This window comes from Haloechinothrix alba, assembly GCF_900188115.1.
In the GTDB taxonomy this organism is placed as follows: Bacteria; Actinomycetota; Actinomycetes; order Mycobacteriales; family Pseudonocardiaceae; genus Haloechinothrix; species Haloechinothrix alba.
The window spans coordinates 15983-29603 of the sequence record NZ_FZNW01000006.1 but is presented as its reverse complement, the minus strand read 5'-3'; the positions used below and the strand labels follow the sequence as shown (position 1 = coordinate 29603).

The following is a 13621-nucleotide window of genomic DNA, read 5'->3' as shown; positions in this document are numbered from 1 at the left end:
GACCAATGAGTGACCGAAACGAGCTGATCCTGCGGGCACACAGCATCCTCGCACCGTTCGAAACCACCTACGACCGGCACGAAGCGGCGAACCAAGGGCTGCAGCCACCCATGTACGCGCCCGCCGCCGCGTTCGTCGATGCGGGCTGGCGCCCGCCGGAGGCCGACGCCGAGACCGTCGCACGGGACTTGCGGTGCCCCTACTGCTCCGGCGAAATCACCGTCGAAACAAGCCGCACACCAGGCTGGGACGGTGGCGACGACGTGGAGGGCATCGAATGCAGGAACTACGAGTGCGAAGCCACATGGAGCGAATTCAACGGCGCCGCACGCGACCTTCCCCGGGCCATGCGAGGAGACACCGATGGCGAATGACCCGAAAAAGCTAGTCGCGCACTACCGCCAAGCCTTGTCGTACGACTCGATTGGGCACGGGGCCGCACTAGCCTTCACCGCGCTAGAACGAGTGCTGGACCTCCATCCACGCTCGACGTTGCGTGCCGCTGTCATGCCGGAACGGTTCGGCGAAGGCCGCTGTGCATGTTGTGCCCGCAGCGAGCTGATCTGGGAGGGCAGCGGATATCTCAACGACGGTAGCCGCAGGTATCTGATGCATGAGCACCACGACCCGGACCCGCACTGTTCTGCATGTCCGGAGGGATACCCGTGGCCGTGTCCGACTGTTCGGGCGATCACTGAGGCACTGGAAGGGGAGCCGCCGCACCCGGTCGAGCTGCACGGCCGCGTGTCGCAGGACTGCGCACACGGGTGCGCTTGGGGTGGGCGCTGCTACAGCAGCGACATCGTGCCGCCGTACTGCGAGCGCGGCTACGAGGAGACCTACGAAGGGACGTGGGACTGATGGGTGACTGCGTCACGTGCAACGACCACATCCCCGACCCCGACCTGCTTGACCACCTGCGGGTCATGCATCCCGACGAGTACGCCGAGCCCGAGCGCTGGCCGGACGGCATGCCCGTGGTGGAGCAGGAACCGACTGACGTGTTCGAGGCGTTGGAGGGTGAGGCCGATGATTGACCGCTGCGACTTGTGCTCGCGCACCCTCGAGGCCACCGGCGTAGCCTGCCCGGGCTGTCTCGAGGGCATTGGCCGCACCCTCGCCGAAATCGGCACCCTCTACCAACGACTGGATCCCGCCCCGGGCCGCGCCAGCAGCTCCGCCCGGGGCGCCCCCGGATTCCGCTCCTCCTCCCCCGCCCGCGACGAGGTGATCGTACTGACCGACCCCGCCAGCAAAGCGGGAAACGAGGGGCCGCCCGCCGTGCTGAACGTGCTGTACGGGTGGTGGGACGCGCTCCGCGACGCCGGGGCCGCGCCTCCCCCGGATGGCGCCTCGGTCGCGCGAGCGGTGCAGGTGCTCGCCGCGGACGACACCTTGTCCGCCCTGGCCCAGCTTGAGCTGGCGCGCCCCATGAGCGACGAATTGACGGAGCTGCGTCGGGCGCTGCGCCGCGCATGCGGAGTCGACGACCCCACTACCCCGCTGGGACAGTGCCCGATACAGGGGGAATCTGAGTCGCCATGCGGCGGAGTAGTGCGCGGTCGCGCCTGGGGCGATCCCGCCTGGTGCACCCGGTGCGGCACAACGTGGGCGCCCGGCCAGGAGATGCGTCGACTGGCCACGCAGCTCGGTGGGGCGCTGGCGGACGCGCCCGGCGTGGCCCGGTATCTCGACGTAGCGGTCTCGACGGTGCGCACATGGGCACAGCGGGACGGCTGGACGGTGCATCGGCATGGGCGTCGTCGTCTGTACTCGCTGGCGGAGGCCCGTCGGTCCCTGCACCTGAGGATGGAACTCGCCGGGGTGGGTCGTTACTGATCTGTTGCCCGCCCGGTTGGCGAGCTGACCTGCTGAGACGTATATTGGTGTTTGATGGGTGTAGTGCAGCGCTTGACACTTGTGGTGGGTGGCGAGCGCGCCCACCCATGACGAGGCCCCCCGACGATTACTCTCCTTCCATCGGGGGGCCTCGCGCACTATCCAGGGCTACGCAGGAACTCGTAACTCGTGGAACGCGCGGGACTTCAGCGACGTCAGGCCAGACACAGCCCGCAGTGCCCGACGCTCATCATCGTCATCGCGGGTAGGAGCGTAGTGGTCGACGTACTCGACGATGGCTTGATAACCAGCCCAGCGGGTACCCCGAATGTTCTCCTGGGTGTCTGCGGTCGAGTACAGCCCCCGTATCGTGTCGAGCTTCTCGATCTTCTGCCGCTGCCGCCCCTGGGGCTTGTCCTCGTCCACCTCGCCGAACAACCGTGCGAGAGTGCGCTCCCATTCACGGTTGCTGAGTTCCTCCTGGACCATCCGCTCGGCCTCGGCCTCGAACTCCTCGGCGTAGCTCCACGACAGCTCGAGCGCCTTCCGAGCCTCCTCGATGGAGGATCTTGCTCCGGCGGTGTGCCGCACGGTCCAGGACTGTTGAGCACTACGAAGCGCCGCGAACTGCGTGTTCGCGCACACGATCCGCACGGGCGACACAATCGCCCTGAACCCGGTCGAACCGTCGTGGCTGTTCATCGCGGCGATGTAGAGGTCGATCTTGTCGGTGCCGCCGACGAGCATCCCTTCCGGCAGCTTGCAGGTCACGAATACCTGCCGCCCGCCGCGTAGCGAGCCGGCTGTCTCGAGGTGCGCCCCGGTGGAGTCGGTGAGCGCGTCGAGGAAGTCGGCGTGTTCCTCGTTCTGCACCGGCTCGTACGACGAGCCCACCACACCGAGCGGCTCAGACGCCCCGGTAACTGGGTTGGTGCGCAGGGTGGAGTACTGGTTTGGCACTTCGATCTCGCTCACGCCGCTGTCGGTGATCTCGTGCGTGACCAGGGGGGCCTTGCGCACGTTCCAGCCACCCAACCGGGCGTGCTTCATCGCCTGCTCGGCGGTAAAGGTGCCCTCGAAGACGGTGCCGAGCCGGTGCCAGGCAGGCTGTCGAGCGGATACGAACCCGTGACTGCCGTCGGCGAAGGTTTCGATCTCGTGAGCCATGATGCTCCTTCCTGTTTGGGCGCCGCGCGGGTAGGGCACGGCGTGGCCTGACGGCCAGCCCACCGCCCGGACCGGAGCCCGGGCGGCAGACAAGCAGTCAGTCCTTCAGATCGATCCCAGCCACGACGGCCAACTGTCGGGCGTAGGCGGCGTGGGTGTGGTATTCCATCGCCGCTACGGTCACCCGGCTCTCCGACTGCACCGGGCCGAACTCATTGACGCGGTGCCCGTTGTCGAGGCAGTCCAGCGCTCGCTCCGCTTCTTTGTGGACGTCCTCGAGTGCGCGCCGGAGTCGCTTCTCCGCCAACTCGGTCTGGTGGGCGGCGTGAGCGAACGCGAGGTGTGCTTGGTTCTCCGTGTCGATCTCGACGGTCTGTCCGAGGAAGTTCTGGGCGGCCATTGGGATGCTCCTTCCTGGTAGTGGAGTTGATCAGAGGGCGATGATGCTGGCGATGTCGTTGGTGTCGTAGTGGCGAATGCCCTTACCGGTCAGGGGGCGGATGCCGATCTCGTTGCTCATGTGCCGGGTGGTCTTGGGGCGGCCGGTGGCCTTCCCGGCGATGCGGCTGCCGTTCTTGAGGGTGATCGCGAGGCGGGTGCCTCGGGTGATCTCGTGGATGTGGATGTTTGTGGTGAACGGCATTGTGCCCTCCTTGTCGTGTACCAACCAACTAATGTCAATTCTACATTGACAACTCGGCCAGTGTCAACTGTCAATTGACACCTAGTTGGAAACGAGGGGCCGCCCTACGGCGCGGCCCTCACCATCCGCCCCGCAGCTCCGCCTCAGCCTCCTGGGCTCGCTGCTCCGCCCGGTCGAGCTGCAGCCGCACCGCCGCCCGTTCGCGCACCACCTCGTCGAGGTACGCCCGCGCCTGCCCGAGCTGATCGTTGAGTCGGGCGCGCTCGTCGTCGAGGTACTGGATCCGCGTGCGCTGGTACTCGATGCTCACGCCCCGCTCGCGGGCCAGCGAACGCCACCCGCGCATCAGGCGAACAGCTAGCTTGCACAGTTCCCAGCGCGAACGGGTGCGCTCACGCTGCTGGCACCAACGCGCCTGCCAGTACATCCGCTGCTGCTGCTCCACCGCTTCGGTCACGACTGCACCTCCTCGTGCAGCGGCCCGCAGGCCGGGTCGTGCTTGTGCATGGTGCGCTCCTTCCCGGGTGTCAGCTGATGGGTTCGCCGTCGGGGAACTGCCCCTGCCGGAACCGCGCGGCCCCCCACACGAACCCGAGCCGGTAGCCCTCGTACTCGTCCTGCTGCACGTCACCGACCACGCCGCGCCTGGGGGGTTCCTTGGGGAACCGGTGCCCGTGCACCGCGTCGCAGACGTTGGCCGCGTCCCAGCCGTCCTGGAGGCCGCGCATACGGCCCCGCTGGTACGGGGTGTCAGCTCGGTACGGCTCGGCGAAGATGCTGCTCATGGGGGTACTCCTTCCCGGGTGTCTATCGATACATGACAACCGTAAATCCGTGTCATACGCAGTGTCAACCAACGATTGACAATATGGAGCAAGGGATGACCCACGACCTCACGACCGACACCGCCCCCGTCGCTGAACTCCGCGCCTACCACCGCAACCCCCGGCAGGGCGACACCCGCGCCATCGCCGAAAGCCTCCGCGTCAACGGCCAGTACCGACCGATCGTCGTCAATCGAGGCACCCACACCGGCAGGGCCAACGAAGTCCTCGCCGGGAACCACACACTCGCCGCCGCACGAGACGAAGGCTGGGCCGAGATCACCGTCTGCTACGTCGACGTGGACGACGACCAGGCCGCCCGCATCGTCACTGCAGACAACCGCACCGCCGACCGCGCCAGCTACGACGACCGCATCCTCGCCGAGCTCCTGACGGACCTACCGGACCTCGACGGGACGGGCTACGACCCCGGCGACCTCGACGACATCCTCGCCCGCATCGACGACACGGTTATCGAGACACACCAGGACACCGACGCCGACTACGCCGAATCCCCCGAGGAGACCCAGGCCCGCCAGAACGCCACCGAGGGAGAAACCCGCGCCGAGCGCGGCCTCCGCGAGATCATCCTCGTGCTGCCCAACGCGGACGCGGACGAGGCCGACAGCCTCATCGATCAGCTCCGCCCCGACAGCGACACCACCCGGGGCCAGGTCGTGCTCGACGCGCTCCGCGCTGCCGCCGGGAGCGAGGCATGACCGGCTGGGGCGTGTACTGCATCAGCGCCGGGCGCCCCATGAACGTCCCCCAGGTGCACAAGGCCATGCGCCCCCACCCGGTCACGTGGGTCGTCCCCCAGGCGCAGGCTGCCGACTACCGCCTCACCGGCGCCGAACACGTACTGCCAGTCCCCCCACCTGCCGACGGGCACTCGCTGCCGGTGCAGCGCAACACCGCCCTCGACGACGCCTTCAACCAGGGGCTCGGCTGCATCCAGACCGACGACGACCCCGCCAAGCTCGAAACGCTCAGCCCCAATGGCAAGGCCGTCCACGCCACCCTCGACCACTACATCGAGACCTGGAACCGTGCGCTACGGGACACCGGCGCGTGCCTCGCTGGCTGCTCCCCCACCCCGAACCCGTACTTCGCCCGCGACCGCGTGGCGACCGGACTGTTCATCATGGGGCAGCTATTCGCGGCCCTCCCGAGCGAGCTGCGGTTCGACCCGCAGCTACCGGTGCGTGAGGACTACGACTACACCTGCCAGCACATGCAGCAGCACGGCGCCGTCGCCCGGGCGGACACGCTGCTACCCAGCTACGCCCACTGGACCAACCGAGGCGGCTGCCAGGACTACCGCACTCCCCGGCTCGACCGGCGCGTCAACACAACGCTCCTCGAGCGCTGGCCCCGCCTGCTCAAGCCACACCCCCGCCGACCCGGAGAGATACTTCTGCGAGGCAACCGATGATCGACCTACGGCTCCGATCCCGCATCAGCGATGGCGAGCTCGACCAGAAGATCGGCAAAGTCATCACCCCACGGGACTGGAACCTGGTCCTCACCGGACCCGCCACCATCCGCAAACCCAACGGGCACCCGCTGTGCGTCTACCTCCCCAAGGCACTCGACGGCATCGTCACCCGCGACATGTACGAGGTGCTGCACGGACTCCGCGGGGAACGCACCGAGAACCGTGGCATCGCCTCCGGCAGCCCCCGCGTCAGGCGCGGAAACCAGAAAGCGACCTACTCCCGCCGCGTCCCCAGCGCCATCATCGGCGCGTTCGACGCCGCCGGACGGGAGAAGTACTGCCGGCTCACCGCCTGGACGGGCCGCAACCTCCCCCAGTGGCAGACGCTCCATCCGCTACTGCGGGCGATCGCCGGGAATCTTGAGCAGCACGTCCCCGACCGGTACGCGGCGCAGCTCGCCGAAGCGCAACGCACCCACCAGGAGTGGGTCGTTCCGGACACGCCCTTCACCACCGTCACCGTCAACAACACCTACCCCACCGGAGTGCACACCGACGCCGGGGACCTCGACGCCGGGTTCAGCACCCTCGCCTGCCTCCGCCGAGGTACCTACACCGGCGGGCACCTGTGCTTCCCCCGCTACCGCGTCGCCGTCGACATGCACGACACCGACCTCATCCTCATGGACGCCCACGAATACCACGGCAACGCCCACGTCACCTGCACCTGCGGCACCCAACTCAACGGCATGTGCGACACGTGCGGAGCCGAACGCATCAGCGTCGTCTCCTACTTCCGCACCAAGATGACCGCCTGCGGCACCGAAGAGGAGGAGCAGCAGCGGGCCGTCCAGCGCCGCGAGAACCGCAACGCCACGCGGTAATACCCAGGGGGGCCGTAATGCCCAAGAAACGCACCGCCAAGAGCGTGGAGGTCGCCAAGCGCCGCGCCAAGGCCATGGACCTCTACCGCATGGGCTGGACCTACACCCGCATCTACGAGGAGGGAGAGCTCGGATACAGCGACGTGCAGCACGTCCGCACGGACATGCACCGCGCGATCCAGGACGCCCGACGCTCCGCCCGCGAGTACGTCGACCTCGAGTCGGCCCGCCTCGAGGGGTTGATGGAGAGCTTCTACCTGGACGCGCGTAGGCGTGATCCCCGCGCCGCTGATCTGGTGATCAAGCTGCATGACCGGCTCGCTTCGCTGCACGGGCTGGACGCGGCCCGCGAGGACAACGCCGCCGAGTCCCGCTCGATGGTGGGGGATCTGATGGACCGGCTGGGGCAGCTCTACCGGGGTGGCAGCGACGATGCCCGAGGCTGACCTGCCGCTGCCTCTGTCGGAGAAGCAGGTCACCTCGATCGTCGAGTCCACCGCCCGCATCAACCTGTGGGAAGGAGCCATCCGCTCCGGCAAGACCGTAGCGTCGCTGCTGCGGTGGCTCGGCTACGTGGCGGACCCGCCGCGCGGGGGCCAGCTCGTGGTCGCGGGCCGCACCCGCGAGTCGATCGGCCGGAATCTGTTCGGCCCGCTCACCGACCCGACGGTGTTCGGGCCGCTCGCCAAACAGGTGCACTACACGGCAGGCGCCCCCACGGCGGACGTGCTCGGCCGGACGGTGCACGTGCTCGGCGCGAACGACGCCAAGGCTGAGGCCAAGCTCCGCGGCATGACCTGCTCGGGCGCCTACGTGGACGAGGTGACCGTCCTGCCCGAGTCGTTCTTCCGGCAGCTACTCGGGCGTATGTCGGTTCGGGGCTCGCGCCTATTCGGCACCACCAACCCCGACAACCCCTCGCATTGGCTACGGCGAGACTTCCTCACCCGCGCCGACGCTCTCAACCTCGCGTCGTGGCGGTTCCGGCTCCACGACAACCCTCACCTCGACCCCGACTACATCGCCAGCCTCGAAGCCGAATTCACGGGCCTGTGGCACCGGCGGTTCGTGCAGGGCGAGTGGGTGGTCGCTGAGGGCGCCGTGTACGACATGTTCGACACCGACCGGCACGTAGTGTCCGAACTCCCCCCGCTGGACCGTGTGGTCGGCGTGGGCGTCGACTACGGCACCAGCAACCCGTTCGCCGCCCTCATGCTCGCCCTCACGCGCGACGGGCGGCTCGTCGTCACCCGCGAATATCGGCACGACCCGAAGACCGCCCGCCGACAGAACACCGACACCGACTTCACCCGTGCGCTGGCCGCCTGGATCGGAGACGAGGAACCGCGCTGGTTCGCCGTCGACCCTTCAGCAGCGAGCTTCAAGCTCGAGCTGCACCGCGCCGGGTTCAAGTCCGTAGCCGACGCCAACAACCGCGTCCTCGACGGGATACGCCTCGTCTCCTCCCTGCTGTCTCGCGGCCTGCTGCTCGTGCACGAATCCTGCACCGGGCTCCTCAACGAGATCCCCGGCTACGCCTGGGACGACGCGAAGGCCGCCAAGGGGGAAGACGTGCCGATCAAGGCGAACGACCACTCGTGCGACGCGCTGCGCTACGTCGTCACCACAACCCAGCCCGTGTGGCGACCCCACCTGCGAGAGGAGGTAGCCGACCGTGCCGCTGCCTGAACCCGGTACACCGTGGCCCCCACCGCAGTGGGCGAGCATCTACAGCGCCTACAGCCAGTGGGACGCGTGGTACTCCGGCGACGTCGACAAGCTCTCCACCGTGTACGGCGCCACGTCCGGATGGGCCCCCGACCCGAAGGGATACAACAAGCCGAGCCAATACTCCGACGGGATGGTTGGGCGGCTGTCCCGCTGGTTCTGGGGCACTCCGCAGCGGCAGATCAGGTCGAATAAACTGCACGTTCCGGCCGCAGCAGATATCGCCTCCACCAGCGCGGACCTGCTGTTCTCGGAACCGCCGAGCGTCAAGGTCGGCACGCGGGACACCGCCACGCAGCAGAGGCTCGACGACCTGTTCGGGCCGGAGATGATCGTGGCGCTGCTCGACGGCGCGGAGGTCGCCGCTGCATTGTCGGGCGTGTTCCTCCGCGCCGGTTGGGTCGGGAGACAGCCGGTCCCGAGCGTTGTGCATCCCGACGCCGCGATCCCGGTGTTCAAGTGGGGCACGCTCGCCGAGGTCACGTTCCACCGCGTCGTGCAGGAGTACGACGGGAACGTCATGCGGCACCTCGAGCACCATGTGCCGGGCGGGGTGCAGCACGCCCTCTACCTCGGGGATAAGGACCGACTCGGCCGTACTGTGCCGCTGACCGAGCACGAGGACACGGCGCAGCTCGCGGCGGGCTTGGCTGAGGATGGGCAAACGATCCCGACCGGGATTGACGACCTCACGGTGGTGTACGTACCCAACGCCACACCGAACCGGCAGTGGCGTACCCACCAGCAGGCAGCGCACCTGGGGCGGTCGGACCTGTCTGGCATCGAGCCGGTGATGGACGCGCTCGACGAGACCTACACCTCCTGGATGCGCGATATCCGGCTCGCGAAAGCGAGGATCGCGGTACCGGAGTCGTACCTCGAGACCGGCGGGCGCGGCGCTGGCGCGTGGTTCGACGCTGACCGGGAGGTGTTTACCGGGCTGAACATGCTGCCGGGGCAGGACAGCTCCCCGATCAGCGCGCACCAGTTCGCGATCAGGCACGAGGAGCACCGACAGACCTGCAGCGAGCTGTGGGAGAAGGCCGTGCGTGGCGCCGGGTATAGCGCGCAGACGTTCGGGCTCACGAGTGAGGTCGCGATGACCGCCACCGAGTCCAACGCCCGCGAACGCAAGACGCTCCTCACCCGGGGCAAGAAGGCCAGGTTGTGGCGGATGGCGCTCGGTAAGCTCGCCGAGCTGCTGCTGCGGGTTGACCGGGCGCAGTTCAACGCGAGCGTTACTCCCCAACGGCCCGACGTCGAATTCCCCGCAGCCGTGTCGGAGCAGCCACGCGAACGCGCAGAGACCGCCCGACTCCTCACCGAGGCCGAGGCCGTGTCGACCGACACCAAGGTGCGGATGGTGCACCCCGACTGGGACGACGAGCGGGTGAAGCAAGAGGTGGAGGGAATCATGTCCGACCGCCCGGAGGGCCCCGAGATGAGGGTGTGACATGGCGATCTCACCGGAAGACAGTGCTGGACCGGCGCGGGCGGTTGCCCGCATCTACGGCGCCGCTGAGGAGGCGATCCTCTCGATGATCGCGCGGCGGCTCGGGCGCGGGCTCGACTCCCCGAACTGGATCAGGCGGAAGGCCGACGAGGCTCGTTCTGTGCGCCGCGAAGCCTCCAAGCACGTACGGCAGGCCGAGCGGGACGCGGAGAAGGCGTCGCGGGAAGCGGTCGCAGAGGCCGCCGACATGGGCGCGCGCGAGGCTGCCAGCGATATGCAGCAGGCCTCGGGGCGGAGCCTGGACGAGCTGCGGGAGCAGGTGCTGCAGAAGGACCGGCTCGACGAGCTCGCCGACGCTACCCTCACGGACGCGACCCCGCCCAGCCGGTCGGTGCTGCGGACGGTTGAGGACTCGTTCCGGCGCATCACCCAGGACTCCTCCGCCGGTGCCCTGTCGGGGGTGGAGACGCGGCGCCAGTCGGCGCAACGCGCCTTGTGGAAGGCCGCCGACCAAGGCATCACCCGGTTTCGGGACAGCTCGGGCCGCAACTGGGAACTGGAGTCGTGGGCCGAGATGAGCATCCGCACGGCAACGGCCCGCGCCTCGCTGGACGCGCACACCCGTTCCCTGCGTGAGTTGGGGCAGGACCTTGTGATGATCTCGGACGCCCCGCAGGAGTGCGACCTGTGCCGCCCGTGGGAAGGCGCGGTCCTGTCAGTGTCAGGCACCCAGGTCGGCACCATCGAGGTCCCCTCCGCTACCGGAGGCCCGCCGGTCACGGTGCAGGTCGACGGGTCGCTGGATGAGGCTCGCGCGGCAGGGTTGTTCCACCCCAACTGTAGGCATAGCGAGTCTGCCTACATCCCGGGCGCCTCGCGCCAGCCCACCAACACGCAGGACACCGAGGGCGATGCGGCGCGGCAGAAGCTCCGTCAGCTCGAGCGACAGGTCCGCAAGTGGAAGAAGCGCGAGGCGGCCGCGATGGACGAAGCCTCGAGGCGTCAGGCGCGGGACAAGGTGCGCCACTACCAGCGAGAGATCAGAGACCACACGTCGAACACGACGGCGAAGCGGCAGCGGCAGCGGGAGCAGGTCTCCTCCGCCCGCTGACCACCGGTTGTAGTGCCGCCCAGGTGGCGGCGGAATCCACACGTCGGCTCGAGGCCGACAGCGCGGCGACAGGTGCGTCGTGCCGACAAGTCAGGAGGCAGCTATGAGCGTGCGCCGGGAGCGCATTTCCGTAGACCCCAGCACGATCCTCGGCTACCGCGCCGATGGCCGCCCTATCTACCCGATCGCCGGGGGCGATGGAACGGGCGAGGGCGGCTCCGGTGAGGGCGGCGAGGGCGACCCTTCGGCCGGTAATGAACCGGGCGGTAGCGGGGCAGCCAGCGACCCCGGTGGCGAGTCGGGCTCGGGCGGCGAGGGCGACGCCGGTGGTTCCGGCGGCTCGGGCGGCAACGGCGCAGGCGGGGCACCTACTGAGGCTGACCTCAAGAAGCTCCGCGATGAGGCTGCCAGCCGACGGTCCCAGCTCCGCGAGGTTGAGCAGGAGCGGGACCAGCACAAGAAGGTCCTCGAGCAGCTCCGACAGGCGCTCGACCCGAACGCGAAGGGCGACGAGGACCCGGCAAAGGTCGCTGAGCGCGCCCAGCAGGAGCGCGACCAGAAGGACCAGGAGTTGCGTGAGCTGCGCGTCGAGCGGGCCGCGGAGAAGTCCGCGCGCACAAACGGGGTGGACCCCGACGCGCTCACCGACTCCCGCAGCTTCGCCCGTCAGGCGGCGAAGCTCGACCCCTCCGCCGACAGCTTCACCGACGACGTAGACGCGCTGGTGAAGCAGATGGCGGAGGACAACCCGAAGCTCAAGGTTGCCCAGGGGGCACCGGCGAGCGGCTCCGAGTTCACCGGCGGGTCCGGTGGCGCGAGCAACAGCAAAACGCCGAAATCGGGCGACATCGGCGCGTGGCGCAAGTACCTGCGCGGCGAGTGACGCCCACGACCCGCAAGGGAGTGACAGGCCGCTATGGCTAACACGATTCTGACCCCGGACGAGATCGCGGACGCCGCGATCGCGACCCTGTACGAGAACGCGGTGATGGCCGGTCTCGTCAGCCGGGACTACGACGACGACTTCGCCAACCGCGTTGGCGACACGATCACAATCCGCGAGCCCGCGACGTTCGTCGCCAACGACTTCGACCGGTCCAGCCCCGGCATCACGATCCAGGACGCGACCGAGGGCAGCCAGACGGTCACCCTCGACAAGTTCAAGGACGTGTCGTTCGCGGTGACCGCCGAGGAGCTGACCCTCGAGATCCGGGACTTCGCCGAGCAGCTGCTCACCCCGGCGATGGAAGCGCTGTGGCAGCAGATCGACGTGGACCTACTGGCCCTGCGTGGTGATGTGGTCAACGCGGTCGGCAACAGCACGGACGACTCCAACAGCAAGTACAGCTGGGACGACGGTCGGGTGCTGATCGACGCCGGTCGGGTGCTGAACAAGGCGAAGGTGCCGGTAAGTAACCGCCGCGCCGTGGTGGGCCCGATCGCGACTGCCGGGTGGCTCGGCACGAACCTGTTCCATGAGGCGGACAAGCGCGGCGACACGGTTGGCCTCACCGAGGCCGAGCTGGGCCGCAAGTTCGGGCACGACAACTACATGGACCAGCACGTTGACGACCTGAACGGCACGGTCGCGGCCGACGAGGAGGTCGGGGTGGCGTTCCACCGGGACGCCTTCACCCTCGTCACGCGGCAGCTCTCCCTGCCTCGGGGCGCACAGAACGCCGCAGTCCGCAACTACAAGGGCTTCGGCCTTCGGGTCGTGTACGACTACGACACCGACAAGAAGCAGGACGTGGTGTCGATCGACTGCCTGTACGGCACGAAGACCCTCGACCCTGACCGGGCTGTTCTGATCAAGCCGGCCGACGCCGCGTAACACGCGGGCCGCTAAGTCGTGGGTGGCGCGGGTGTTGGTCCCTTGCGCCCGCGCCACCCACTCCCACCCTGCGCACAAAAGGAGTGGCGCATGACGTATATCACTCGGGCCGCGTCGTTCGATGGTGTGTCCGTGGCGGCGAACGGCTCACTGAGCAGCCGAGAAGTTTCCGGGGTGACGGCCCGCCGGGTTCGGCTCATGGTGACCTCCGCCGGGGCGGACGTCTCGGTGGCGTTGGAAGCGTCACCCAACAACGGCGGTGACTGGCTCGAACTGTCCTCTACCTCCGGCGGGGCCACTGGCGCCCAGGCCGTCGAGGAGATGCCCGGGCTGCTGCTCCGGATGACGGCGAGCAACGCCAATGACACGAATTCGCAGAACGTGACCGCGTACTTGCTGCTCGACCGAGACTAACCGCCCACGTGAACCACCTGTTTGACCCTACGACCCGCGAAGGAGCGGCCATGTACGTGTACGAGAACAAGCACACTGGACAGAAGGTCCGGCGGGAGACAGCCGTACGCCGGTTCGATCGATCCGACCGCTGGAATCTCATCGAGAAGCCGAAGGGCCAGCCGAAAGCCAAGCCGAAGGGCAAGTCCGGCGAGGGCAACACCGGTAGCTCCGGAGAGGACAACTCGGAGGGCAAACCCGACGAAAGCGCGGCCGAGGGCGCCGAGCCGGGCGCGGAGGCCTGACC

20 protein-coding genes are annotated in these 13621 nt (G+C 68.2%); 15 read left to right on the top strand and 5 right to left on the bottom strand.

The annotated features are described in order from the left end of the window. Positions 1–5 precede the first annotated feature (5 nt). From CHB84_RS06695 to CHB84_RS06685, 4 genes are read left to right on the top strand one after another with little or no spacing between them, the layout of a single operon-like run. Entirely contained in the window at positions 6–374 is a 369-nt protein-coding gene (locus CHB84_RS06695) for a hypothetical protein (protein ID WP_089300646.1), read from the top strand. Next, positions 364–861 (top strand): hypothetical protein, encoded by a 498-nt coding sequence (locus CHB84_RS06690; protein ID WP_141134596.1) that lies wholly within the window; start codon positions 364–366, stop codon positions 859–861. Before CHB84_RS06695 ends, CHB84_RS06690 begins: the two co-directional genes overlap by 11 nt. Continuing rightward, entirely contained in the window at positions 861–1037 is a 177-nt protein-coding gene (locus CHB84_RS22785) for a hypothetical protein (RefSeq protein ID WP_176439818.1), read from the top strand. Before CHB84_RS06690 ends, CHB84_RS22785 begins: the two co-directional genes overlap by 1 nt. Further along, entirely contained in the window at positions 1030–1839 is an 810-nt protein-coding gene (locus CHB84_RS06685) for a MerR family transcriptional regulator (RefSeq protein ID WP_089300644.1), read from the top strand. The genes CHB84_RS22785 and CHB84_RS06685 overlap by 8 nt, the downstream gene beginning before the upstream one ends. 168 nt (positions 1840–2007) lie before the next feature. On the opposite strand, the gene CHB84_RS06680 is transcribed toward CHB84_RS06685, so the two are convergent. The 5 genes from CHB84_RS06680 to CHB84_RS06660 all read right to left on the bottom strand — a co-directional run bounded on the left by CHB84_RS06680 (position 2008) and on the right by CHB84_RS06660 (position 4434). Beyond that, the gene (locus CHB84_RS06680; protein WP_089300643.1) at positions 2008–3006 is read right to left on the bottom strand and encodes a DUF932 domain-containing protein; all 999 of its coding nucleotides are present in this window, start codon (positions 3004–3006) and stop codon (positions 2008–2010) included. 97 nt (positions 3007–3103) lie between these two features. Further along, positions 3104–3406, bottom strand: a complete 303-nt coding sequence (locus tag CHB84_RS06675) for a hypothetical protein (protein ID WP_089300642.1) — start codon at positions 3404–3406, stop codon at positions 3104–3106. A 30-nt stretch (positions 3407–3436) separates the two neighbouring features. Further along, positions 3437–3649 carry a hypothetical protein gene (locus tag CHB84_RS06670; RefSeq protein ID WP_089300641.1) on the bottom strand — a complete coding sequence of 71 codons (213 nt, stop codon included), beginning with the start codon at positions 3647–3649 and terminating at the stop codon, positions 3437–3439. Between the two features lie 118 nt (positions 3650–3767). Next, positions 3768–4106: a hypothetical protein gene (locus CHB84_RS06665; protein WP_089300640.1), complete on the bottom strand. Its 339-nt coding sequence runs from the start codon at positions 4104–4106 to the stop codon at positions 3768–3770. Between the two features lie 70 nt (positions 4107–4176). Continuing rightward, positions 4177–4434, bottom strand: a complete 258-nt coding sequence (locus CHB84_RS06660) for a hypothetical protein (RefSeq protein WP_089300639.1) — start codon at positions 4432–4434, stop codon at positions 4177–4179. Between the two features lie 95 nt (positions 4435–4529). Here CHB84_RS06660 and CHB84_RS06655 point away from each other — a divergent pair, with 95 nt between their 5' ends. The 11 genes from CHB84_RS06655 (at position 4530) to CHB84_RS06605 (ending at position 13619) form a co-directional block, all read left to right on the top strand. Further along, positions 4530–5192 carry a ParB N-terminal domain-containing protein gene (locus tag CHB84_RS06655; RefSeq protein WP_089300813.1) on the top strand — a complete coding sequence of 221 codons (663 nt, stop codon included), beginning with the start codon at positions 4530–4532 and terminating at the stop codon, positions 5190–5192. Then, entirely contained in the window at positions 5189–5908 is a 720-nt protein-coding gene (locus CHB84_RS06650) for a hypothetical protein (protein ID WP_089300638.1), read from the top strand. The genes CHB84_RS06655 and CHB84_RS06650 overlap by 4 nt, the downstream gene beginning before the upstream one ends. Continuing rightward, positions 5905–6795: a hypothetical protein gene (locus CHB84_RS06645; protein WP_089300637.1), complete on the top strand. Its 891-nt coding sequence runs from the start codon at positions 5905–5907 to the stop codon at positions 6793–6795. The genes CHB84_RS06650 and CHB84_RS06645 overlap by 4 nt, the downstream gene beginning before the upstream one ends. Before the next feature lie 17 nt (positions 6796–6812). Then, positions 6813–7241, top strand: coding sequence for a hypothetical protein (locus tag CHB84_RS06640; protein ID WP_089300636.1), 429 nt, complete (start codon positions 6813–6815; stop codon positions 7239–7241). Beyond that, positions 7228–8484, top strand: a complete 1257-nt coding sequence (locus CHB84_RS06635) for a PBSX family phage terminase large subunit (protein WP_089300812.1) — start codon at positions 7228–7230, stop codon at positions 8482–8484. The genes CHB84_RS06640 and CHB84_RS06635 overlap by 14 nt, the downstream gene beginning before the upstream one ends. Continuing rightward, positions 8471–9976: a hypothetical protein gene (locus CHB84_RS06630; protein ID WP_089300635.1), complete on the top strand. Its 1506-nt coding sequence runs from the start codon at positions 8471–8473 to the stop codon at positions 9974–9976. The genes CHB84_RS06635 and CHB84_RS06630 overlap by 14 nt, the downstream gene beginning before the upstream one ends. Before the next feature lies 1 nt (position 9977). Next, on the top strand, positions 9978–11087 hold the full coding sequence (locus CHB84_RS06625; RefSeq protein WP_089300634.1) for a phage minor capsid protein: 1110 nt from the start codon (positions 9978–9980) through the stop codon (positions 11085–11087). 103 nt (positions 11088–11190) lie between these two features. Beyond that, the gene (locus CHB84_RS22780; RefSeq protein ID WP_089300633.1) at positions 11191–11970 is read left to right on the top strand and encodes a hypothetical protein; all 780 of its coding nucleotides are present in this window, start codon (positions 11191–11193) and stop codon (positions 11968–11970) included. 33 nt (positions 11971–12003) lie between these two features. Beyond that, positions 12004–12921 (top strand): major capsid protein, encoded by a 918-nt coding sequence (locus CHB84_RS06615; protein ID WP_089300632.1) that lies wholly within the window; start codon positions 12004–12006, stop codon positions 12919–12921. A 90-nt stretch (positions 12922–13011) separates the two neighbouring features. After that, positions 13012–13335 (top strand): hypothetical protein, encoded by a 324-nt coding sequence (locus CHB84_RS06610; protein ID WP_089300631.1) that lies wholly within the window; start codon positions 13012–13014, stop codon positions 13333–13335. A gap of 50 nt (positions 13336–13385) precedes the next feature. Next, positions 13386–13619, top strand: coding sequence for a hypothetical protein (locus CHB84_RS06605; RefSeq protein WP_089300630.1), 234 nt, complete (start codon positions 13386–13388; stop codon positions 13617–13619). Positions 13620–13621 lie beyond the last annotated feature (2 nt).